Raw genomic sequence first — 18759 nt, 5'->3', positions numbered from 1 at the left:
TCATTCCTCGTTCGTATCTCTCAGTGCGCGACCCCAGGGCTGGGCCGGGTCGTGGATGGCGACGGCCAGTGTCGTGTCGGACTGCCCGTAGTAGGCGAACCACTTCTCCTGGAACTTGACGAGCCCCTCGACGAACGTCACGTTCGACACCAGGCCGTGCGTGTCCTCGAACGTCTGCGGCCGCAGCCACGGCTCCTGGAGCCGGGCGATCACCTTCGTCGGCTCGTCGGGGTCGATCGCGAACTGGCCGCAGCGGTAGTCGACGTCGACCGAGCCGTCCTCGTGCACCGTGCGGGTCGCCCCGTTCGTGAGGAACACCAGCAGGCCGTTGTCGGCCAGCACCGGCGAGGTGCCGATCTCGACGAGAGCCTCGTCCCACGTGCCGGGCGTCGGGGAGTACATCGGCTCGGTGTCGGCGGTTCCGGGCGTCCAGTGGATCAGGTCGTCGCTGGTCGCCCAGTAGATCGCTCCCTCGCCGAAGTACATCCACCACTTCCCGTGCATCTTCTGCGGCACGATGACCCCGGCCTTCGACCAGTTGAACCCGCGCGGGTCCATGGTCTTGAACGTGTCGAAGTCGTCGAACAGCGGACCGTGCTTGGTCCAGGTGCGCAGGTCGGTCGAGGTCGCGAGACACAGCTGGGCGCTCCGCCTGTCCCATCCGGTGTAGGTCAGATAGTACGTGCCGTCGATCAGCGCGATGCGCGGGTCCTCGCATCCGAAGCGCTCGTAGTCCTCGGAGGGGGAGAGGATCGGTGCGTCCTCGCGGGTGAAGTTCACGCCGTCCTTCGACCGCGCGATGCCGATGTGCGACACGATGTCGTCGGCGTGCGCACGGTACAGCAGCACGACCTCGTCGCCGTCGACGATCGCCGCCGGGTTGTAGAGGTTCGCCGATTCCCAGCTGTCGCCTTTCGGTCGCAGGATCGGGTTGGCCTCGTAGGGGGTGAACGGGCCCAGGGGGAAGGTGGCTCCGGAGAACATGGATGCCTTTCTGGCTAGCCTTTGACGGCCGCGCCGAGGTCGGTGGCTCGGAAGAACCGCTGGAAGACGACGAACAGGATCACGACGGGGAACGCCAGCGCTGTCGCACCGGCGAGGATCGCGCCGTTGGGGTTCGCCGTGGACTGCGCGACGTTGGAGATGTAGTTCGCGAGGGACACGGCGAGCGGTTGCAGCGACGAGTCCTTCGTGATGAGGAACGGCCAGAGGAACTCGTTCCACGGACCGATGAAGGTGACGAGCACGACGGTCACGAGCACCGGTTTGATCAGCGGGATCGCGACCGACGTCAGCAGGCGGATCTCTCCCGCGCCGTCGATGCGCGCCGCCTCGAAGATCTCCACGGGCAGCGCCTTGAAGAACTGCACGAAGATGAACACCGCCGTCGTGTTGATGAGGAACGGCAGGATCATGCCCAGGTACGAGTCGCCGAGCCCGTAGCTGCGGGTGATCTGCACGTAGAGCGGGATCATCAGCAGCTGGAACGGCACCATCTGGACGAGCAGCATCAGCACCCAGATCACGCCGCGACCGCGGAAGTCGAGCCTGGCGATCGCATAGCCCGCGAGCAGGCCGAACACGACGGTCCCCAGCAGCACGCCGGCGGTGAAGATCAGCGAGTTGAGCAGCGAGCCGACCAGGTCGATGCGCGAGTCGATCGCGACGAAGTTGTCGACGGTCCACCCGGATGTCGGGAAGAGCTCGTTCGGCGAGTTCGTCGGGTTCTCCTGGAAGGCGCCGACCAGCATGAAGTAGAACGGGAAGGCGAAGCCGATGGCCGCGACCGTGAGCAGCACCAGGCTCAGGATGCGGGGGAGCGAACGCTTGCGTCTCATGGTCATCGCTCCCTGGTTGCGCGGTTGGCGGCGAGCGACAGAATCCCGACCAGGATCACGAGGATCATGCCGATCGCAGCCGCGGTGTCGGGGTTCTGCTGCTGGATGCCCAGCTGGTAGATGAGCAGCACGGGTGTCGAGGAGGCGCCGTCGGGGCCGCCGCCGTTCGTGAGCAGGTACGGCTCGGTGAAGAGGTTCGCGCCGGTGATGATCGAGAGGATCAGCACGAGCGTTGTCGCATTGCGGACGCCGGGGATCGTGACGTTCCAGAAGCGCGAGAACGCACCGGCGCCGTCGGTCTCGGCCGACTCGTAGAGCTCCTTGGGCACGTTCTGCAGGGCTGCGAGGTACAGCAGGATGTAGAACCCCAGCTGCTTCCAGGTCACGTACAGCGCGATCATCGGCATCGCGAGGCCGCTGTTCACCAACCACGACGGGTCGGGGGCGAGCGGGCCGAGGATGGTGTTGATCAGCCCGTTGCCCGAGAACAGCAGCATCCAGACGCCGACGAGCGAGACGCTCGCCGTGAGGTACGGCACGTAGAACGCCACCCGGTAGGCGGCGACCCAGCGGATGCCGGTGTTCAGCGCCGCGGCGAGCACGAGCGAGAGCACGGCGGTGAGCGGCACGTTGATGACGAGGAAGATCAGCGTGTTGCGGAACGAGCCGAGCACGCGCGGGTCGGTGAGCACGGTGACGAAGTTGTCGAAGCCCACGAAGGGGCGCTCGACCTCGACGTTGGGGGCGGTGAAGAAGTAGTCGTGGAAGGCGATGTAGATCGCGAACCCGAGGGGGTACGCGAAGATCGCGATCACGAAGACGAAGTACGGCAGCGCGAACAGCGCGCCGAGCGGTTGCGCGCCCAGCAGTCGGGTGCGCAATCGCCCCCTGGGTGGCCGTCCCGCGGACGGGGCCGGGGCAGCAGTGCCCCCGACCACGTCCGCGACGGCGTCGTCTCGGAGCGTCATGGCCGGTTCATCACTCGGCGACGAGGTCGTCGATCTTCGTCGCGGCGGTCTTCAGGAAGTCGCCGATCGACTCCTTGCCGAAGATCACGGAGGCGGAGTACTCGTCGCGGAAGGCCTGCCAGGCCTCGACGGAGTTGGGGATGCTGGGCACATCCGCCGTCGCCTCGGCCTGCTCGGCGAAGGCCACGTAGTTCGGGTTCGCGTCGAAGTAGTCGGCGTACGTGCCGGTGAGGTCGGTGCGCATCGGCATCTGACCGGTCGCCTCGAGCAGCTGTCCGTCGCTCTCGACGCTGGTGGAGAACTTCAGGAACTCCCACGCCGTGCCCTGGTTCTCGCAGGCGGTGAACATCGAGACGCTCTTCGAGTCGGCGAAGGTCGTCGGGTTCTCGCGGCCGTCGCTCGTGGGCACCGGCATGAAGCCGACGTCGACGGTGTCGGCGTACGACGGGATCGCCCAGGGGCCCGCGAGCTGCATGGCGGTGGTGCCCGCAGACATGGCGTCGTCGGTCGATGCCTCGTTCGGGGCGAGCTTCTCGTCGTAGAAGGTCTTCCAGAACTCGGCGACCTCGCTGCCGGCATCCGAGTCGAACGTCGACTTTCCGTCTTCGACGAGCATCGTGCCGTCGGTCTCGGCGAGGTAGAGCGGGTAGAAGTCGAACCACGGCTGGTAGAACTCGCTCGTCGGCGCCGGCCAGATGGCGCTCTGCACGCCCGATGCGACGATCGCGCGGGACCCTTCGAGGAACTCGTCGTACGTGGCCATCTGCGGGTCTTCGGGGTCGATGCCCGCGGCCTGGAACAGCGCCTTGTTGTACATCACCATCACGGGATTCGACTTCCACGGCAGCTGGTAGAAGCTGCCGTCGGTGGCGTATGAGTCGACCTCGCCGCCTCGGTCGGTGATGTAGTCGCCGCCGCCCTCCATGGTGCTGAGGTCGAAGAGGCCGCCCTGCTTGACCCAGCCCGACACGGCGGCCGGAGCCACGTTGTAGACGAGACAGGGCGCGGTGCCCGCGGTGATCGCGGCGGTGATGGCCTCTTCCGACGACGAGCCCGCGGGGATCTCCTGGGCGTTGACCTTCTCGTCGGGGTGCTCGGCGTTCCAGGCGTCGACGACGGCGGTGCCCCAGGCGACCTCCTGCTCGTTGTTCGACAGCCAGATGTCGATGGGGCCGGTGGAGTCGGCCGAGCCTTCGCCGCCGCCCCCGCCTGCCGAGCATCCGGTGACGACGAGCGCTGCCGCTCCTAAGAGCGCTGCTGCGCGGATCTTCTTCTTCATGGTGTCCTCCTTGACGCGATGGTTCGGGTGATCGTCTAACGGGTGGTGCTCTCCCGGAAGTGCACGATGTTGCAGTCGACGACCTCGGTGCGCGGTTCGGCGCCCAGGATGTCGGCCAGCAGCAGGCGGGCTGCCGCGCGTCCTCGCGCGGCGGGCCCGGACGAGACGCTCGTGAGAGCGGGGGAGAGGTGGGCGGAGAGATGGTCGTCGTCGAAGCCGGCGATCGCGAGATCGCGGGGGATGCTGAGCCCGCTCGAGCGTGCGAACGACAGGCCGGCGATCGCCATGGTGTCGTTCGAGTACAGGATGGCGGTCGGGTGGTCAGGCAGGTCGAGCAGCTCGGCGGTGCGGGCGCGGCCGCTGGCGGCGGTGAAGTCGCCCTCGCGCAGCAGCTCGTCTCCTCCGACGGCGTCGACGTAGGCATCCGCGCGCACCCGCGAGTGCACGTAGTCGAGAGGACCGGCGACATGCGCGATGCGCTCGTGACCCTCGCTGCGCAGGTGCGCGATGATCTCGCGGATCGGCTCCGCGTCGTCGGTGCGGACGCACGAGAACCGGGTCGGCCGCTCGTAGGCGCCCACCAGCACGGCGGGCAGCTCGAGTTCTTCGAGCAGCGGCACGCGCCAGTCGTCGGTGCGCAGGTCGAGCAGCAGGGCGCCGTCGGCGCGCCCGTGGCTGAGAGCGCGGTAGGCGCGCTCCTCGGCGGCGCGGTCGGGGACGACATGCAGGATCAGCCCGGTCTCGGTCTCGGCGAGCACAGACTCGACGCCCGCGATGAAGGCCGGGAAGAACGAGTCGTTCGCGATGACCTCAGGGTCGCGGGCCAGGACGACGGCGACGGCATTGGCCTTCTGCGTGGCCAGAGCCCTGGCGCTCTGGCTCGGAACCCAGTTCAGCTTCTCGGCAGCAGCGAGGACCTTGGCCCTCGTGTCATCGGAGATGGGCCGCTTGCCGCTCAGGGCGTGCGAGACGGTGGCCTTGGTGACGCCGGCCTCGCGGGCGACGTCGGCGATCGTCGTGCGGCTCATGCCACCTCCTCGTGGAACATCGGGCGATCGTCGGCATCCGGTCTGGCAGGATCTAACCGGTTTGACGATTGCGGGTGAAGCGAGTGTAAACCGGTTTGACGACCGTGGTCAAGACCTCCCGGATCACCGCGCCGGAGATCGGGGGTCGCTCACGCCGCGGTGGCGTCGTGCCCGTCGGACCAGTCCAGGACGCGCGTGCCGATGAGGGTGAGCCATCGAGACGGCTCGCCTTCGGCCGCATCGACGGCGAACCAGGTCCGCCCTCGCAGCGGGCTGCCCTGCAACCAGGTGCCGTCAGCCTCGCGGGCACCTCGCACGAGCCGGACCGCTTCTCGGATCCGCGGGTCGGGCGATGTGCCATCGGTCAGAGCCGCGTCGCGGAAGTGATCGAGCGCCGTCAGAGCGCTGTATCGATATCTGCTGGGGTAGACGAAGTGGGTCACGAAGTCGTCGACGAGCTCTCCGGTGGAGGCGCGGAACGCCAGCTGCCTCCGCAAGAGATACTCCTCGCCGGCATGCCGAGTGGACCGCAGCGATGTGTCGCCGGTCGACTGCTCGTACGAGAGCATCCCGCGGACGGCGTTGAGTGTCGAATGGAACGATGACCGCACCGAGTCGCCCTCTTCGGCCTCGCAGTTCCACCCGCCATCGGCGAGCCGGTGCTCAGGGAACCAGCGAACGAGCCGCGAGACGTCGGCTCCCAGCCATGCCCCGTTCGCGAGGGTGAAGGCGTTGATGCACACATCGACCTCGCCGCCCCAGAACGGCATGTCGTCGTACTCCCACCGGCAGTTGCGTGCGAGCCGCTCAGCGGTGTCGCCGAGTGCGACGGCGTCGACGCCCCACTCCCGCAGCTGGTTCAGCGACCAGCTCGTCGCCGTCCACGGTTGTCCCGGCTGCTCCGCCTCGTCGGTGCCGAAGAAATCGCCGGGGAAGTGCGCGCCGCCATCCCAGCGCCCGTCGGGATCCTGTGCGGCGAGGAGGGCGGCCCCGAATCCTTCGGTCGAGACCCGCGAGCGTGTGGACCGCCACACGTCGGCCGGCGCGTGGAGCACGTCACGCTCCACCTGCCAGCGCACCGACGGGTCCGAGTCGAGCAACCACGCCATCACCTCTGTCGTCATCGCCATGCGTGCACGCTACTCTCCGACCCTCGCCGGCCGTAAGCCCGGTGGATGCGAGACGGTGCCGCTCAGACGAACGTGACGGTCTGCTGCAGGCGGGTGCGCACGTCGAACAGCTCGTTGCCGCCGATCGCCCTGGCGCCCGGAACTCCCTGACGCAGCACCATCGACAGCGCGCTGCGCCGCACGACGACGACGGGCACTCCGCGGCTGCTGCCGAGGGGCGTGACGGCCTGCGCCAGATCGTCGTCGGGGAGCACGACGATCACTCCGCCGAACTTCACCCGAGCGGCCTTGGCGACCGTGCGCATGCGCGAGAGGGCCGCGGTGACGGGCGCGCGGGTGCCGAGGCTCGGGCCGGTGATCTCACCGCGCCGGAATCCGACGACTCCGCCGAAGTCCTCTGACATCACCGCGTACAGTCCCGACGGGCTGAGCACCACGTGGTCGAGCTTGTCGTCGGCATCGGCGCTCGTGGCGACGTCGTGCCAGACGGTGAACCCCATGCCGAGGGCGCTCACCGTGCGGGCGGTCGCCTCTTCGGCCAGCGCATCGGCGAGCAGTCGTCGCAGGTCTCGCGGTGCCGAGCGCACGAGCGCGGGGTCGTACGGATCGGGAACCTCGACGCCGCGGCCCACCCATTCGCGGATCAGCGAGAGGTAGCGCTCACGTCGCCAGCCGCCTGGGTGGCCGTACGAGCGCGCCCGCGGGCGTGTGTCGGTGCGCGTCGGGGACTGCGGGCGCCATCCGCTCCATTCCGGCTCCGAGGGGATGCCGGGATGCGCGCCCGAGCGGCGGTCGTAGGCGGCGCGACTCTCGATGGTGCCGACGAGTTCCCACGCGCGCTGCACCTGGATGAACACGGCGGCGTCGCCTCCGGTGTCCGGGTGGGTCTCGCGCAGACGCAGTCGATACGCGCGCCGCAGCTCGACATCGTCGACCGACGGGTCCACACCGAGGATCTCGTAGGCAGAAGCCGAGAGCGGGCTGTCGAACATCGCTCTCCTTCCGAGATCGCGGCATCCAGAATATCCGGCTGCCGTTGTGGATCAGCCGTGGCGGACGGGATCAGCCAGGCACGTCGACGATGCGCTCGCCGCCGATTACGGGCACGACGGCTCCGGCGGAGGCCGCGGCGATGTCGTCCGCGAGCCTGTCGAGCTCGTGTGCAGGAACCCAGGCCTCGAGCGTCGCCAGCGCCCCGTAGCGAGGTTCGCCGAGCGTCGCGCCGTGGTGCAGCACCCAGTCGCGCAGCAGGTTGTCGAAGCGACCGGCGTCCGCGTGTGCGACCTCCATCGTGATCCGGGTGAGCGACTGCCGCCGCACGACCGCCGCGAGGTCGAGGGCCTCCGAGACCGCCGAGGAGTACGCCCGCACCAGGCCGCCGGCGCCGAGCTTCACACCGCCGAAGTAGCGGGTGACCACCGCCACGACATCCGTGAGCTCGCGGCGGCGCAGCACCTCGAGCATCGGCACCCCGGCTGTTCCCGAGGGCTCGCCGTCATCCGACGACCGTGCTTGATCGCCGAGCAGACCGGTCACCATCGCGGTGCAGTTGTGCCTGGCATCCCACCACTGCTTGCGGAGGCGGGCGATCACGGCGTCCGCCTCCTCGACCGACCCGACCGGCTCGACGGTCGCGATGAACCGCGACTTCTTGATGACGAGCTCGTGCTCCACAGGCGCGGCGATCGTGGCCGGGTAGGTGCGGGCGGAGGTCATCCGCCCCAGACTACCCAGCCACCATGCGTGCTCAACGGTCGACGAACGACATCTGCTGCGGGTTGTAGCGGTCGCCCTGCACACCGACACGGGCGGCGAGCTGGTCGAGATCCGCCATCTCGTCGGCCGAGAGTGCGACGGCCGTCGCTCCCGCATTCTCGGCGATCCGCGAGGTGCGCCTCGTGCCGGGAATGGGGACGATGAATGGTTCGCGGGCGAGCAGCCAGGCCAGCGCGATCTGGCCTGACGATGCCTCCTTCGCCTCCGCGAGAGAAGTGACGTGACTCACGAGGGCCTGGTTCGCGGCCCGATTCTCCTCACTGAAGCGCGGGATCGTGCCGCGGATGTCCCCGTCTGAGAACGAGGTCTTCTGGTCGACCGTGCCGGTGAGGAATCCCTTGCCCAATGGGCTGAACGGCACGAAGCCGATGCCGAGCTCGGCGAGAGTGGGAAGCACCTCGTCTTCGGGGTCACGGGTCCACAGCGAGTACTCGCTCTGCACTGCCGTGACCGGCTGCACCGCGTGCGCGCGGCGGATCGTCGAGGCGGATGCTTCGGAGAGACCGAAGTGACGCACCTTGCCCTCGGCGATCAGCTCGCCGACGGTGCCCGCGACGTCGTCGATCGGCACATCGGGGTCGACACGGTGCTGGTAGAAGAGGTCGAGCACGTCGGTGCGGAGGCGTCGCAGCGACTCGTCGGCGGCGCGGCGGATCTGCTCGGGGCGGCTGTCGAGCCCGACGCTCTTGCCGTCTTCGATGCGCCAGCCGAACTTCGTCGCGATGACGACCTGGTCACGGATCGGCTCCAGCGCCTCACCGACCAGCTCTTCGTTGACGTAGGGCCCGTAGACCTCCGCCGTGTCGAAGAACGTCACGCCGAGGTCGAGCGCCGAACGCAGCACGGCGATCATCTCGCCGCGGTCGCCGGGGTTCGGGCCGTAGCTCTGCGACATCCCCATGCAGCCGAGTCCGACAGCCGAGACCTCGAGCCCCTGTCCGAGTGTGCGATTGTGCATGTCGAGTCCTTTCGTCAAGGCCGACGCTACGCCCGCTGACGGCGCTGAGGGAGGGCCTGTCGGAACCTCCCTCAGACACCGTCCGAACCGTCGCGACTACTCCGCGGAGTCGTCGCGCAGGTATGCGATGTGAGCCGCATGGCGCGTCAGGTGGTTCTGCGATCTGCGTACGAACAGCCAGGCCACGAGCAGCAGCACGAACCAGATCGGCGTCACCAGCAGCGCGGTCAGCGTGTCGGGCTGGGTCGTGAGCGCCCAGAGGATGAACACGAAGAACGCGAGCACCACGTAGACCATGAAGACGCCGCCGGGCATCCTGAAGGTCGACGCCGCGACCTTCTCGGGGCGCCTGCGCCGGTAGACGAGGTAGCTGCAGAGGAAGATCGTCCAGACGAACATGAAGCACACGGCAGACACCGTCGTGACCATGTCGAAGGCCGTGCCGATGTCGTCGCCCGCATAGAGCAGCACGACGCCAGAGAACAGCAGGATGCACGACAAGAACAGAGCGTTCTGAGGTACTCGGCGCTTCGAGAGGCGCCCGAAGATGCGCGGGGCGTCGCCGTCCTTCGCGAGGCCGAACACCATGCGCGAGGTCGAGTAGATGCCCGAGTTGGCGCTCGACATCGCCGAGGTCAGCACGACCAGGTTCACGACGGTCGCGGCGATGCCCAGGCCCGCCAGGGCGAACATCGCGATGAAGGGGCTCTCGCCCGCGACGTATTCGGTCCACGGGGTGACGGCCATCAGGATCACGAGCGCGCCCACGTAGAACAGCAGGATGCGGATCGGGATCGCGTTGATCGCCTTCGGCAGGTTCTTCTCGGGGTCCTTGGTCTCGGCCGCCGCGGTGCCGACGAGCTCGACGCCGACGAACGCGAACACCGCGATCTGGAATCCCGCCACGAAGCCCATGAAGCCGTGGGGGAACATGCCACCGTGATCCCACAGGTTGCTGAAGCTCGCGGTGCCGGCGTCGTGCTGGAAGCCGGTGAAGATCATCACGAGTCCCGTGATGATGAGTGCGACGATCGCGATGATCTTGATCAGCGCGAACCAGAACTCCATCTCGCCGAACGCGGCGACGGTGGGCAGGTTCAGCGCGAGCAGGATGACGATCACGAGCACGCCGGGGATCCACAACGGGATGCCGGGGAACAGCGCATCCGTGTATCCGGCGATCGCGATCACGTCGGCGACACCGGTGACGACCCAGCAGAACCAGTAGGTCCATCCGGTGAAGAAGCCGGCCCACGGGCCGAGCAGGTCGCTCGCGAAGTCGCTGAAGGACTTGTACTTGAGATTCGACAGCAGCAGCTCGCCCATCGCCCGCATGACGAAGAAGAGCATGAAGCCGATGATCATGTAGACGAAGATCACCGAGGGGCCGGCGACCGAGATCGTCTTGCCGCTGCCCATGAAGAGGCCGGTGCCGATCGCTCCGCCGATCGCGAGCAGCTGGATGTGCCGGTTGCTGAGAGCCCGTTTCAGGTGCTGCTCGTCTCCATCGGCGGCTCCGTCCACCCCGACGGTTCCTTCCGTGTTCTGTGTCGTCATCGCTCGAACCTCCGGTGTTCCGTGCCGCGACCCGCTGCGGCATCCTTCCGACCGTACTTGCCGATCGGGGATGGCAGTTAACCGAATCGATTCGATATCCTGGTTCGACCCCCGATCATCCCCCAGTTCTGCGAGCCGCTTCCTTCATGGCCACCTCTCTCACCACGGGCCGCCCGTGGCGTGTCATCCTCTCGTTCTCGATCCCCCTGCTGCTCGGCAACGTCGTGCAGCAGATGTACCAGTTCGCCGACGCCGTCGTCGTCGGGCGCCACCTCGGCGTCGAGTCCCTCGCGGCCGTCGGGGCCACCGGCAGCCTGCTCTTCCTGCTGATCGGCTTCGCCTGGGGTCTGACCAGCGGCTTCGCGATCCCGATCGCCCAGGCGTTCGGCGCGGGCGACGGCGCTGCCGTCCGGCGATCGGTCGCGACCGGCGTGATCCTCACCGGCATCACGAGCGTCGTGCTCACGATCGTCGCGCCTCTGATCGCCGCCCCCGTGCTCTCTCTGCTGCAGACGCCGGCCGAGCTCATGCCCGAGGCGACGATCTTCACGCAGATCAGCTTCATCGGCGCGAGCGCGACGATGTTCTTCAACTACCTCTCGGCGATCATCCGGGCGATCGGCGACTCGCGCACGCCCCTGATCTTCCTCACGGTGTCGTGCGCGCTCAACGTCGGCCTCGTCGTCCTCATGGTCGGCCCCCTCGAGTGGGGCGTCGGCGGAGCGGCCCTCGCGACGGTCGTCGCCCAGGCGGTCTCGGTCGCGCTGTGCCTCGAGTTCGTGCGTCGTCGCCTGCCGATGCTGCACCTGCGCCGCGCCGACTGGCGGGTCACTCGCGACGACTTCCGGGAGCACCTGCGCCTCGGGCTCCCGATGGGCTTCCAGGCGTCGATCATCGCGATCGGGACGCTCGTGGTGCAGGTCGCCCTCAACACCCTCGGCTCCGAGGCGGTCGCCGCCTACACGACTGCATCGCGGGTCGACGGTCTCGCCGTGGCCTTCCTGTCATCGCTGGGTCTGGCGTCGTCGATGTACGCGGCGCAGAACCTCGGCGGGCGCCGGCCCGACCGCATCCGCCGGGGAGTGATCGAGGGCACCTGGATGGCGATCGCCGCAGGTCTCGCACTCGGAGCGCTGATCATCGCGTTCGGTTCGCCCATGGTGCGCCTCTTCGTCGGAGAGGGGTCGGACGAGGTCGTCCGGCTCGCGCACCTCATGCTGATCATCAACGGGTGTGGATACTGGGCGCTCGGCGTCCTGTTCGTGCTGCGTGGCGCGCTGCAGGGGCTCGGCCACACGCTCATCCCCACGGTCACCGGGGTGGTCGAGCTCGTGATGCGGGTGGGCGCCGCTCTCGTGCTCGGCGCGCTGATCGGCTTCGAGGGCGTGGCGCTCAGCAACCCGCTCGCCTGGCTCGGCGCGATCGCCCTGCTGGTCCCCGCGTACGTGCGAGCCCATCGCGACCTCGGCCGGATGCCGGTGGATCCCGTCGAGTCGACCGAGACGTCGGCGATGGCGATCATCGGACCGACCGACGGCTCGATGGTCGTCGACGCGGTCGTCACCCAGCCGGTGCGCGTGATCAGGACGTCGCGTTTCGCGAGGTTGAAGCGCCGCTGAACGACGCGTCACAGTTGCGGAACATCATCCTTGAGATGGATGCCCGATATGCCGACACTTCGTAGTGTGGGTAGCACGGAGATTCCGTTTGACCGGGGGGTCGTGATGACGTCATCAAGAGTGGCAAACGAACTGGCATCGATACTGGTGCCGATCGGAGTGGTGGGAGCCGTGATCGCGGCTCTGTGCGCGATCGTCGCAGGAGTCGCGATCATGCGCGGCGCCGCGGGGCTCGCCGGCGGAGCGGTGGGTCTGTGGATCCCGAGTGCGATGCTCAGCTCCACCGCGTCCTTCGCGAGCCAGTGGACGCCGCTGCTCGTGTCCGGCGTCGTGCTCGCCGCGATGCTCGTGATCGGCGCCGTGGTGCGAGCCATCGTGAGCGCCGGGGAACCGGCGCGTCAGGCCGCCCGAACGGCACGGGCTCAGTCCCTCGCCGATGCGCCCGAGCCGCTGCCCGCACGGCGCACGACGGCGACGGCGCCGAGCACCGGCTCGCAGCCCGCACTCGCCGGCTGAGCCCGCGCCGGCTGAGCCGCGGGCGCGGGCTCAGCGGTAGTCGCGGTCGCGGTGCTGCCCGGACTCGTCGCCTGACGTCACGCGCTCGGCTTCTCTGGCGCGGAGCTCGACGCGGCGGATCTTGCCCGAGATCGTCTTGGGCAGCTCAGGTACGAACTCGATGATGCGCACCCACAGGTGCGACGAGAGCCGGTCGTGGGCGTACGCGAAGATCGATCGTGCGGCGTCGGCCTCGGCATCCACCGCGTCCGTGCGCAGGCACACGTAGGCCTTCGGCACCGCCAGTCGCGTCGGGTCGGGGCTGGGGATCACCGCGGCCTCGATCACGAGATCGTGCTCGAGCAGCACCGACTCGAGCTCGAACGGCGAGATCTTGTAGTCGGATGCCTTGAACACGTCGTCGGCGCGACCGATGTAGGTGAGGTAGCCCTCGGCATCCCGCTGAGCGATGTCACCGGTGTGGTGGTAGCCGCCGACGCGCGACTCGGCCGTCTTCTCGGGGTCGTCGTAGTACCCCGCCATGAGCCCTGCGGGCGGGTGCGCGAGGTCGAGTGCGATCTCGCCTTCGGATTCGGCGAGCTCTCCGGTGGCGGGGTCGAGCAGCACGACCGGGTAGCCGGGCAGCGGGCGGCCCATCGATCCGACCTTCACGACCTGACCGGGGGAGTTGCCCACGCAGGCCGTCATCTCGGTCTGCCCGAACCCGTCGCGGATCGTGCCGCCCCACGCCTCGCGCACGCGGTCGATGACCTCGGGGTTCAGGGGTTCGCCGGCGCCGACGAGCTCGCGCGGAGGATGGGTGAGGCGCGCGAGGTCGGCCTGGATCAGCATGCGCCACACGGTGGGCGGCGCGCAGAAAGTCGAGACGTGGTGCGTGTCCATCACCTGCATGAGGGCGTTCGCGTCGAAGCGGTCGTAGTTGTAGACGAACACGGTCGCCTCGGCGAGAAAAGGCGAGTAGAAGCTCGACCAGGCGTGCTTCGCCCACCCGGGCGACGAGATGTTGAGGTGCACGTCGTCGGGCCGGACACCCAGCCACCACATGGTCGACAGGTGTCCGATCGGGTACGAGACGTGGGTGTGCTGCACGAGCTTCGGTCGGCTGGTCGTGCCGCTCGTGAAATAGAGCAGGGCCGTGTCGTCGGCGGGTGTCGCGGCATCCGGCGCGAACGTCGTCGGCGCGGTGGTCGAGTCGGCGAAGCGCGTCCACTCGGAGGGGATGCCGTCACTCACCCCGATGCGCAGCACATCGGCGTCGATGTCGGCGATGCGCTCGGCGAGCGAGCCCAGGGTCACGATCGCGCGGGCGCGGCCGTGCTCGACGCGGTAGGCGAGGTCGGATGCCGAGAGCAGCGTCGAGGTCGGGATCGACACCGCGCCGATCTTCGTGATCGCGAGCATCACCTCCCACAGCTCGATCGTGTTGCCGAGCATCACGATGACGTGGTCGCCTCGACGGATGCCGAGGCCGATCAGCCACGCGGCGACCTGGTCTGAACGCGCGGAGAGGTCGCCGTAGCTCCACGACTCGAGGCTGAGGTCGGCCGAGACGATCTGCACGGCCGGGCGGTCGGGGGTTTCGCCCGCGACGACGTCGAACCATTCGAGCGCGAAGTTGAACTCGGTGGGCGTCGGCCAGGAGAATCCGTCGCGCGCTGCGGCGTAATCGGTGGCGGTCGCGAAGAGGAAGTCGCGCATCTCGCGGATCGCGGTCGTGGCTGCGGTGGCGCTGCGGCTCATTCGGGGCTCCCTTGCTCGACGGACGACTCCATCTTCGGGCATGTCGGCGGCCGTCGCTTGTTGACTCACGGCCAACGGATCTTGTGGTGTTCCAACAAGAAACTGAATCCCATCATCGATGGAACGTGGTTCCACGGCGCAAAGCTGTGCGTGACCTGAGAACCACGCCCATACACTCGCCGGTGGCAACGACGCCACTGACCCCGGGAGTTCTCAATGACGAGTGCAAAGCCCCACGCGCACGGAATCGGCATGCGCATCGCCGTGATCGTGCTCAGCCTGCTGCTGGCCGCGATGGTGATCCTGTTCTTCCTGACCACCGGCAAGATCGCGGCCGGTGCCGCCGAGCTCGCCGACGGCACGACCATCGCTCGAGACGGGTCGGCGGATCTCGCAGCCGGTGCCGTCGACCTCTCGTCCGGAGCTGACAAGCTGGCCTCCGGCACGCAGGAGCTCGCCGCAGGTGCGGACAGCGCCCATGTCGGTTCGGAGAAGGTCGCCGCGGGTGCGCAGAGCGCCTCGACCGGAGCCGCCGCGCTCGCCACCGGCGCCGACACGCTGGCTGCCGGAGCATCCACCGCCGCAGACGGCGCAGCCCGCCTCAGCGCGGGAGCGCTGTCGGCACTGACCGGGGCGCAGCGGCTCGAGGCCGGGCTGACCCGAGCGGATGCGGGTGCGCAGACCGCGCTCGACGGTGCCAGGCAGGTGTCCGACGGGGCGCAGCAGGTCGACGCGGGAACCCGCTCGGCGCTCGAGGGCGCTCAGCAGGTCTCGGCGGGTGCGCAGAAGCTCGACACGGGCGCGAACTCCCTCGTCGCCGGGTCGCAGGACCTCACGACGGGCGCGCAGAAGGTCGACGCCGGAGCGCAGAGCGTGCTGAGCGGTGCGACGAGCCTCGCGGCGGGCGTCAACGGCGCTCACCTGGTCGCCGGGCAGGTCCTCACCGGCGCGAACCAGCTGAACTCCGCTCTCACCGCCGCGGTCACCCCGCAGCTCCGGGCGCTGGCCGACCCGTCGGCCGCCTCCGCGATCACGGCGGCCGCCAACGGTGCGCCCGCGAACTCGCAGCAGCTGGCCGACGCGCTGGCGCAGCGCGCGGCGGCAGACCCGGCCGACACGCAGCTCCAGGAGCTGGCGGCGCTCGCCGCCGGAGTCGACGCGCAGGTCGACGGGATCGCGGGTGCAGCAGCGGCCGCTCCCGTTCTCGCGCAGGGCACGATTCAGGCCGCTGCCGGCGCACAGAAGGTCGCAGGCGGTGCCAATGCGCTCGTCAACGGCGACGTGGCGCAGGGATGGCCGGGCACCGTCGCTCTGGTCGATCCCGCCGCCGGAGCCCCGGCATTCGTGAAGGGCGTCCAGCAGTTGAAGGACGGCACCTCGACCCTTGCCGCAGGCGCATCCGCTTTCGAGTCCGGCGTGGGAACCCTCAAGTCGGGCACGGCTGATCTGTCGGCGGGAGCGCAGACGCTCGCGAAGGGTGTGCAGCCGCTGAGTGCGGGCGCGACCCGGCTGTCCGGAGGCGCGCTTCAGCTGGCCGCGGGACTGCAGCCGCTGAAGGCCGGCACGGCAGATCTCTGGGCGGGTGCCGACCGGCTCTCGGCGGGGCTCGAGACGCTCTCGACGGGCGCGACCACCCTGCGCGACGGATCCGTGCGGCTGGGCTCGGGGGCGATCGCCCTCGACGAGGGAGCCACCAAGCTCGCGGAGGGAACCGAGACCCTCAGGATCGGATCATCCGAGCTCAGCACCGGTGTGGGGGAGCTGTCGGAGGGTGCGGCGACCGTCGCCGCAGGCACGGGCGAACTGGCCGACGGCGGTGACCGCCTCGAGGCGGGTGCCTCGGATCTCGCAGACGGCAACGGCCTGATCGCCGACGGCTCGGGCACGCTCGCGACCGCCACGGCCGGCGCAGCCCCGTCGATGCTGCCCTGGATGCTCGGTATCGCCCTCGTCGGACTCATCGCGCTGGGCTTCTGGATCGGCCACCGCGTCAGCCACCGCCGCGCGACGGACTGACTCACCCGCCCTGCCGTGGTGCCGCGCGCACGACGCGCGCTGAGAAGGAGATCTCTCGTTCAGAAGGACCCGATCCGTCGGATGATCCTTCGATACGAGAGATCTCCTTCGCTGTGCGCGCCCGGTGTGAAGCGCTACGGCAGGCGGATGGTCCCCGTCGCGAGGCGCTCGGTCGGCATCCGATCGCGGTTGTAGGTGATCTCGCTGTAGCCGTGCGGGGTGGGCATCCCGTCGTCATCCAGGCTCACGAACACGATCTTCTCGATCGTGAGGATGCGCTTGCGGGTGATCATGTTGCGGGCGACGGCCCGCATGGTCAGAGACGTGGTGCCGAAGTGGGTCGCCTGCAGGCCGATCTCGATCAGGTCCCCCTGCACCGCTGACGCCTCGAAGTTGATCTCCGAGATGTGCTTGGTCACCGCACGGTAGTTGCCCAGCTGCACGATCGCGTAGATCGCCGCCTCCTCGTCGATCCACTTCAGCAGGCTGCCGCCGAACAGCGAGCCGTTCGCGTTGAGGTCTTCGGGGCGCACCCACTTGCGGGTACGGAAGTTGATGCCGTCCTCGGACCACTGCCACTCGGGTGTCTTCTGCTTCGCCATGATCCGAGGGTAGGAGCCTCGTGAGTCGGGGGTGTTACGCGAGTGTGCCGGCTCGATCTTCCGCGGGCCGATCTGCTCTCGGCTGATCTGCCCGGGGCGGATACCCGCCTGAGGCGGAGCGACGCGGCGGATGCTGAGGTCATGAGCGAAGACAACACCCTCCCGCAGTTCGGCCCCGAAGCCCGCCGTGCGCTGTTCCACGAACGCGTCCTGGTGCTCGACGGCGCACTCGACGACGACAACGGCACGCTGCTGATGACGCAGCTGCTGACCCTCTCGGCCGAGGATCCGACCACCGACATCGCCCTCTGGATCCACTCGCCCGGCGGTTCGGTTCCGTCGATGCTCGCGATCCGCGACCTGATGACGATGGTGCCGAACGACGTCTCGACCCTCGCGCTCGGGCTCGCGTGCAGCGCCGGACAGTTCCTGCTGTCGGCCGGCACGAAGGGCAAGCGCCGCGCGCTGCCGCATGCGCGCATCCTGATGCATCAGGGGTCTGCGGGCATCGGCGGGTCGGCGGGCGAGATCGAGACGCAGGCCGACGATCTTCGGCACATGCGCGACACGGTGCTCGGTCTGATCGCCGACGACACGGGGCAGCCCGGAGAGCGCATCTTCGAGGACTCGCTGCACGACCGCTGGTACACGGCGACGCAGGCGAAGGACTACGGGTTCATCGACGAGATCGTCGCTTCTCTCGGCGACCTCATGCCGCGTCGCCGGGCCCGCGTCGGTCTGGGGGCGAGCGCATGAGCGGCTACACGATCCCGAACGTCATCGCGCAGCATCCACGAGGCGATCGGGTGATGGACGTCTATTCGCACCTGCTCGCGGAGCGCGTCATCTATCTCGGCACCGGGATCGATGCGGGAGTCGCGAACGCCCTCATCGCGCAGCTGCTGCATCTGGATGCCGACAGTCAGGATTCCGGCATCCAGTTCTACATCAACAGCGAAGGCGGCGACCCGGGGGCGGCGCTCGCGATCTACGACACGATGCAGCACATCCGCCCCGCCATCGCGACGACCTGCGTCGGGCAGGCGATCGGGCCGGCGGCCCTGCTCGTGGCCGCCGGAGCGCCGGGGCAGCGAGCCGCACTCGCTCACGCCCGCATCGTGCTGCATCAGCCCGCGGGGCAGTCACGCGGCGCGATCCCCGACCTGATCCTCGCGGCGGACGAGGTCGTGCGTGTGCGCTCGGACATGGAGTCGATCCTCGCCAGGCACAGTGGGCGCTCGCTGAGCGAGCTGCGCGCCGACACCGATCGTGACCGTGTCTTCACGGCATCCGCTGCCCTGGACTACGGACTGATCGACACCGTGCTGGGCGAGCGGGCCGGCTGACGGGCCAGCCCGTCAGGCGGCGAGGGCGAAGGTCCCACGGGTGACGGACACCGCAGCGGATGCCGGAGCCGCCGTCGCCTGGCGCAGCTCGTCGGCCACGGCGCTCGTCAGTTCGATCAATGAGGTGTCGAGGGCGCCTGCGATCGCAGCGATCATCTCGCTCGACGGCTCCTTGAGTCCTCGCTCGACCTCCGACAGGTACTGAGGTGAGACTCCCGCGTTCTCGGCCGTCTCGGTGAGGGTCTCGTCGCGGTCGTGTCGTCGCCGTCGCAGCTGATCGCCGACGAGGTGGCGCCACAGGGGCTCGGGATCGCTCGGGCGAGGGCGGGAAGCTCGGGCAGGACGAGGTGCGCGGGAGAACGGGACGAGGTCGGCCATGCCTCACG

The 18759-nt window shown here is 68.7% G+C and carries 18 protein-coding genes; 5 read left to right on the top strand and 13 right to left on the bottom strand.

The window, feature by feature from the left end:
• From OD997_RS12140 to cycA, 10 genes are all read right to left on the bottom strand, one after another.
• The gene (locus OD997_RS12140; protein WP_434331801.1) at positions 1–984 is read right to left on the bottom strand and encodes a glycoside hydrolase family 130 protein; all 984 of its coding nucleotides are present in this window, start codon (positions 982–984) and stop codon (positions 1–3) included.
• Positions 985–998: 14 nt separating this feature from the next.
• The gene (locus OD997_RS12135; protein WP_311246151.1) at positions 999–1838 is read right to left on the bottom strand and encodes a carbohydrate ABC transporter permease; all 840 of its coding nucleotides are present in this window, start codon (positions 1836–1838) and stop codon (positions 999–1001) included.
• 2 nt (positions 1839–1840) lie between these two features.
• Positions 1841–2806 carry a carbohydrate ABC transporter permease gene (locus tag OD997_RS12130; protein WP_434331800.1) on the bottom strand — a complete coding sequence of 322 codons (966 nt, stop codon included), beginning with the start codon at positions 2804–2806 and terminating at the stop codon, positions 1841–1843.
• A gap of 10 nt (positions 2807–2816) precedes the next feature.
• On the bottom strand, positions 2817–4085 hold the full coding sequence (locus OD997_RS12125) for an extracellular solute-binding protein (protein ID WP_434331799.1): 1269 nt from the start codon (positions 4083–4085) through the stop codon (positions 2817–2819).
• Between the two features lie 35 nt (positions 4086–4120).
• On the bottom strand, positions 4121–5113 hold the full coding sequence (locus tag OD997_RS12120; protein ID WP_434331798.1) for a LacI family DNA-binding transcriptional regulator: 993 nt from the start codon (positions 5111–5113) through the stop codon (positions 4121–4123).
• 149 nt (positions 5114–5262) lie between these two features.
• Positions 5263–6243, bottom strand: coding sequence for a squalene cyclase (locus OD997_RS12115; RefSeq protein WP_434331797.1), 981 nt, complete (start codon positions 6241–6243; stop codon positions 5263–5265).
• Between the two features lie 62 nt (positions 6244–6305).
• The gene (locus OD997_RS12110) at positions 6306–7235 is read right to left on the bottom strand and encodes a DnaJ domain-containing protein (protein ID WP_434331796.1); all 930 of its coding nucleotides are present in this window, start codon (positions 7233–7235) and stop codon (positions 6306–6308) included.
• Positions 7236–7305: 70 nt separating this feature from the next.
• The gene (locus OD997_RS12105; RefSeq protein WP_434331795.1) at positions 7306–7959 is read right to left on the bottom strand and encodes an IMPACT family protein; all 654 of its coding nucleotides are present in this window, start codon (positions 7957–7959) and stop codon (positions 7306–7308) included.
• Between the two features lie 31 nt (positions 7960–7990).
• On the bottom strand, positions 7991–8977 hold the full coding sequence (locus OD997_RS12100; protein WP_434331794.1) for an aldo/keto reductase: 987 nt from the start codon (positions 8975–8977) through the stop codon (positions 7991–7993).
• A 96-nt stretch (positions 8978–9073) separates the two neighbouring features.
• On the bottom strand, positions 9074–10534 hold the full coding sequence (gene cycA, locus OD997_RS12095) for a D-serine/D-alanine/glycine transporter (protein WP_434331793.1): 1461 nt from the start codon (positions 10532–10534) through the stop codon (positions 9074–9076).
• A 146-nt stretch (positions 10535–10680) separates the two neighbouring features.
• On the opposite strand from cycA, the gene OD997_RS12090 reads away from it, so the two are divergent.
• Together OD997_RS12090 and OD997_RS12085 are read left to right on the top strand one after the other, a co-directional pair.
• Positions 10681–12153 carry an MATE family efflux transporter gene (locus OD997_RS12090; RefSeq protein ID WP_434331792.1) on the top strand — a complete coding sequence of 491 codons (1473 nt, stop codon included), beginning with the start codon at positions 10681–10683 and terminating at the stop codon, positions 12151–12153.
• A 120-nt stretch (positions 12154–12273) separates the two neighbouring features.
• On the top strand, positions 12274–12669 hold the full coding sequence (locus tag OD997_RS12085; protein WP_434331791.1) for a hypothetical protein: 396 nt from the start codon (positions 12274–12276) through the stop codon (positions 12667–12669).
• Positions 12670–12699: 30 nt separating this feature from the next.
• Here the strand turns inward: OD997_RS12085 and OD997_RS12080 are convergent, their stop codons facing one another.
• A complete protein-coding gene (locus tag OD997_RS12080; RefSeq protein ID WP_434331790.1) occupies positions 12700–14409 on the bottom strand; it encodes an AMP-binding protein in 1710 nt (569 codons plus the stop codon).
• Positions 14410–14625: 216 nt separating this feature from the next.
• On the opposite strand from OD997_RS12080, the gene OD997_RS12075 reads away from it, so the two are divergent.
• The gene (locus tag OD997_RS12075; RefSeq protein ID WP_434331789.1) at positions 14626–16425 is read left to right on the top strand and encodes a hypothetical protein; all 1800 of its coding nucleotides are present in this window, start codon (positions 14626–14628) and stop codon (positions 16423–16425) included.
• A 134-nt stretch (positions 16426–16559) separates the two neighbouring features.
• Here OD997_RS12075 and OD997_RS12070 read toward each other — a convergent pair whose 3' ends face one another.
• Positions 16560–17027: an acyl-CoA thioesterase gene (locus OD997_RS12070; RefSeq protein WP_434331788.1), complete on the bottom strand. Its 468-nt coding sequence runs from the start codon at positions 17025–17027 to the stop codon at positions 16560–16562.
• A gap of 141 nt (positions 17028–17168) precedes the next feature.
• Here OD997_RS12070 and OD997_RS12065 point away from each other — a divergent pair, with 141 nt between their 5' ends.
• Positions 17169–17783 (top strand): ClpP family protease, encoded by a 615-nt coding sequence (locus tag OD997_RS12065; RefSeq protein WP_434331787.1) that lies wholly within the window; start codon positions 17169–17171, stop codon positions 17781–17783.
• A complete protein-coding gene (locus OD997_RS12060) occupies positions 17780–18373 on the top strand; it encodes a ClpP family protease (RefSeq protein ID WP_434331786.1) in 594 nt (197 codons plus the stop codon). The genes OD997_RS12065 and OD997_RS12060 overlap by 4 nt, the downstream gene beginning before the upstream one ends.
• 12 nt (positions 18374–18385) lie before the next feature.
• Here OD997_RS12060 and OD997_RS12055 read toward each other — a convergent pair whose 3' ends face one another.
• Positions 18386–18751, bottom strand: coding sequence for a helix-turn-helix domain-containing protein (locus tag OD997_RS12055; RefSeq protein WP_434331785.1), 366 nt, complete (start codon positions 18749–18751; stop codon positions 18386–18388).
• Between the last annotated feature and the right edge of the window lie 8 nt (positions 18752–18759).

The organism is Microbacterium sp. CGR1 (assembly GCF_051062835.1).
Lineage (GTDB): Bacteria > Actinomycetota > Actinomycetes > Actinomycetales > Microbacteriaceae > Microbacterium.
The sequence above is the reverse complement of the archived record's forward strand: the minus strand, read 5'-3'. Positions and strand labels throughout refer to the sequence as shown.

Coding starts and splice junctions, on each gene's coding strand:
- cycA (WP_434331793.1), bottom strand. CDS start 10,534: ATGACGACACAGAACACGGAAGGAACCGTCGGGGTGGACGGAGCCGCC.
- OD997_RS12075 (WP_434331789.1), top strand. CDS start 14,626: ATGACGAGTGCAAAGCCCCACGCGCACGGAATCGGCATGCGCATCGCC.
- OD997_RS12100 (WP_434331794.1), bottom strand. CDS start 8,977: ATGCACAATCGCACACTCGGACAGGGGCTCGAGGTCTCGGCTGTCGGA.
- OD997_RS12055 (WP_434331785.1), bottom strand. CDS start 18,751: ATGGCCGACCTCGTCCCGTTCTCCCGCGCACCTCGTCCTGCCCGAGCT.
- OD997_RS12080 (WP_434331790.1), bottom strand. CDS start 14,409: ATGAGCCGCAGCGCCACCGCAGCCACGACCGCGATCCGCGAGATGCGC.
- OD997_RS12090 (WP_434331792.1), top strand. CDS start 10,681: ATGGCCACCTCTCTCACCACGGGCCGCCCGTGGCGTGTCATCCTCTCG.
- OD997_RS12120 (WP_434331798.1), bottom strand. CDS start 5,113: ATGAGCCGCACGACGATCGCCGACGTCGCCCGCGAGGCCGGCGTCACC.
- OD997_RS12115 (WP_434331797.1), bottom strand. CDS start 6,243: ATGGCGATGACGACAGAGGTGATGGCGTGGTTGCTCGACTCGGACCCG.
- OD997_RS12125 (WP_434331799.1), bottom strand. CDS start 4,085: ATGAAGAAGAAGATCCGCGCAGCAGCGCTCTTAGGAGCGGCAGCGCTC.
- OD997_RS12130 (WP_434331800.1), bottom strand. CDS start 2,806: ATGACGCTCCGAGACGACGCCGTCGCGGACGTGGTCGGGGGCACTGCT.
- OD997_RS12105 (WP_434331795.1), bottom strand. CDS start 7,959: ATGACCTCCGCCCGCACCTACCCGGCCACGATCGCCGCGCCTGTGGAG.
- OD997_RS12110 (WP_434331796.1), bottom strand. CDS start 7,235: ATGTTCGACAGCCCGCTCTCGGCTTCTGCCTACGAGATCCTCGGTGTG.
- OD997_RS12140 (WP_434331801.1), bottom strand. CDS start 984: ATGTTCTCCGGAGCCACCTTCCCCCTGGGCCCGTTCACCCCCTACGAG.
- OD997_RS12060 (WP_434331786.1), top strand. CDS start 17,780: ATGAGCGGCTACACGATCCCGAACGTCATCGCGCAGCATCCACGAGGC.
- OD997_RS12065 (WP_434331787.1), top strand. CDS start 17,169: ATGAGCGAAGACAACACCCTCCCGCAGTTCGGCCCCGAAGCCCGCCGT.
- OD997_RS12070 (WP_434331788.1), bottom strand. CDS start 17,027: ATGGCGAAGCAGAAGACACCCGAGTGGCAGTGGTCCGAGGACGGCATC.
- OD997_RS12135 (WP_311246151.1), bottom strand. CDS start 1,838: ATGAGACGCAAGCGTTCGCTCCCCCGCATCCTGAGCCTGGTGCTGCTC.